Source organism: Kitasatospora sp. DSM 101779 (assembly GCF_025655475.1).
In the GTDB taxonomy this organism is placed as follows: domain Bacteria; phylum Actinomycetota; class Actinomycetes; order Streptomycetales; family Streptomycetaceae; genus Kitasatospora.
Genome location: NZ_JAHTIK010000001.1, coordinates 5,337,535 through 5,340,296 on the forward strand (window position 1 = coordinate 5,337,535; position 2,762 = coordinate 5,340,296).

Genomic DNA, 2,762 nt, shown 5'->3' on the forward strand with positions numbered 1-2,762 from the left:
GGCCGGGGCCGGCGCAGGAGCGGGCCGCCGGGCCCGGTAGCTCGTCCGGTACGCGGCGGGGGAGACGCCCAGCTGGCGGCGGAAGTGCCCGCGCAGCGCCACCGGCGAGCGGAAGCCGCAGCGCCGGGCGACGTCGTCCACCGAGAGGTCCGAGGTCTCCAGCAGCCGCTGCGCCTGCAGCACCCGCTGGGTGATCAGCCACTGCAGCGGGGCGCTGCCGGTGAGCGTCCGGAACCGGCGGTCGAAGGTGCGACGGCTCATGTACGCGCGGGCCGCCAGTACCTCGACGTCGAACTGCTGGTTGAGGTTCTCCAGGGCCCAGGTGACCACCTCGGCCAGCGGGTCGTTGCCGATCTCTTCGGGTAAAGACTGGTCGATGTACTGGGCCTGTCCTCCGCCGCTGCGGCGGTTCGGCACCACCAGGCGGCGTGCCAGCGCATTGGCCGCCTCGGCGCCGTGGTCGGTGCGCACCACGTGCAGGCAGAGGTCGATGCCGGCCGCCGTGCCGGCCGAGGTGAGCACGTCGCCGTCGTCCACGAACAGCTCGCGGGGGTCGACATGGACCCGCGGGTAGCGCTTGGCCAGTGTCGGCGCGTACATCCAGTGGGTGGTCGCCGGCCGGCCGTCCAGCAGCCCGGCCGCGGCCAGGACGAAGGCGCCCGTGCAAAGGCCGATGATGCGGGCCCCCTCGTGGTGGGCCTTGCGCAGGGCGGCGATCGCCTCGACCGGCGGCGGCTGGGAGATCGAGCGCCAGGCCGGGACGACGATGGTGCCGGCCCGCGACAGCGCCTCCAGGCCGTACGGGGCGGTCAGGGTCAGCCCGCCGGTGGTGGCCAGCGGGCCCTCCTCGCCGGCGCAGACCAGCAGCCGGTAGCGGGGCACGCCCGCGTCCTGCCGGTCCACGCCGAACACCGAGAGCGGGATCGAGCTCTCGAAGATCGGTGCCCCGCCGAAGATCAGGACGGCCACCGTCTCCCGGCGCCGCCGCCCGGACAGCTTGCGGGCGGGCGCGGGGTGGTGCAGCGCGGACAGCACGGCCGGGGCGCCGTGCCCGGCCGCCGCACCGCCGTCGGCCGGCGAGCCGGCGAAGTTCGAGTGGGCGGAGCCGAACTGACCGTGCGACGGGAAGGCGCCCTGGGGCTGGTGCGGCACGGAGGTGACGGGGGAGCCGGCCGGGGAGGCGAGGTGACCCGGCGTCAGGGAGGTGCTGCCGGAAGGGACGCCGCCGTGCGGGCCGGCCTGGCCGGGCAGCGGCGAACCGGTGAGCGGGGAGGGTGCGCGCCGCGGGGCGGCGGCACGGGCTGCCGACCCGTCAGCTCTGGCGGACCGGCCCGGGATGCCGGTCGGCGGCTGACCGCCGTCAGGACCCGCGTCGCTCCTGCTCACCCTGCTCAAGGCGTTCCAGCCCCCTCGGTGGTGTGGTGTGGTGGTGCGGCACTGCCCGCCAAGATCGAATCTACTGGGTGGACCGTTGCTGTTGTGACAAGTTCACCATCCGACGCTATGTCGACATGGCAATTTGGCGTGATGCATTCGATCACGAAGCGTGGCACCCGTCGACCCCTCTGGGAAGGGGGCGGGCGCAACGCTGGCTGGTTGTCGCACGACCGATCCCGGGCACCTGTGGACCCGCCGCCCCCACCGGTGGCCCTGGGCTGGGGCTTTTGCCAACAGCCGGGCACCGCGCCGAAATTGGCCGAAAACAGGCGGTACGAAACGGGGCGCACAGGACGCGCCCGTGCGCCGGTGCGAGCCCTTCTGCGCAGGGCGGGGCAGCCCCCGCCGGGGGACACGGCCGGCCGCTAGGGTCACCCCATGGACACGCGCAGCCGGCTCGAACTGGCCAACGACAACGCCGCCGGCTTCTGGCTGATCCAGGCCGGGGTGCACGGCTGGGAGTCCGTCCGCGCCCCAATGTTCACCGCGGTCCGCTGTGAGGGCGAGGCCGAGGTCCACCGGCTCGTCGTCACCCGCCCGTACGCCGAACCCGCGGCGCTCAAGCAGGAGCTGCTCGGCGTCTTGCGGCAGTGGCGGACGGCGCGGCTCTGCCTGGAGGACCCGTACGGCCTGCTCGACCTCCGCCCGCACGGCTGCGAGGCCTCCCTGGGGCAGGCGGTGATGGTGCGTGAGCCCGGCGGCGGGACGGCCGCGGACGGGCCCGGCGCCGCCGCCTCCCCGCGGGGGCGGCGCGGTGAGCCGGCCGGCCGGCTCACGGTCGTCGGGGCCCTGCAGCCGGAGGAGCTCGCCGCGGTGGAGCGCGTCATCGTCGACGGCTTCCCGATGCCCGCCCGGCTGCCGGTGGTCCGCGGCGCGATGCTGCCGCCCGGGCTGCTGGACGCCCCCGGCTACCGCGCGTGGCTGGCCCGGGTGGACGGCTGCCCGGCCGGGGCCTGCGTCAGCTACGACGACGGCACGGCCGTCGGCGTCTACTCCGTGGCCACCCTGCCCGAGCACCGCTCCCGCGGCATCGGCCGTGCCCTGGTGGCGGCCGCCCTGGCCGCCCACCCCGACCGGGTGGCCACCCTCACCTCGACCCTGCTGGGCGAGCCGCTGTACCGCCGGCTCGGCTTCACCGAGCACGGCGTCGCGCGCTGGTGGCGCTACCCGGCGACCCCGTCGTCGATGACCGTGTAACCGGCTGCCGCCGCGACCGGTCCGATGGCCGCCGGCGGTACGGCGAAGCGCGTCTGCACCGGCGCCGCGGCGGCCGCCCGGCCCGCGGCGTCGCCGCCGGCCCTCCCGGGCCCGCCGGTGCCCGCGTG

2 protein-coding genes are annotated in these 2,762 nt (G+C 75.9%); one reads left to right on the forward strand and one right to left on the reverse strand.

Features of this window, described 5'->3' with window-relative positions; genetic code table 11:
* Nucleotides 1-1,035: helix-turn-helix domain-containing protein (locus KSNIM_RS24360; RefSeq protein ID WP_263108091.1), on the reverse strand; the 1,035-nt coding region annotated here is incomplete at its 3' end.
* 780 nt (nt 1,036-1,815) lie between these two features.
* Here KSNIM_RS24360 and KSNIM_RS24365 point away from each other — a divergent pair.
* Nucleotides 1,816-2,634: a GNAT family N-acetyltransferase gene (locus KSNIM_RS24365; protein ID WP_263105281.1), complete on the forward strand. Its 819-nt coding sequence runs from the start codon at nt 1,816-1,818 to the stop codon at nt 2,632-2,634.
* Nucleotides 2,635-2,762 lie beyond the last annotated feature (128 nt).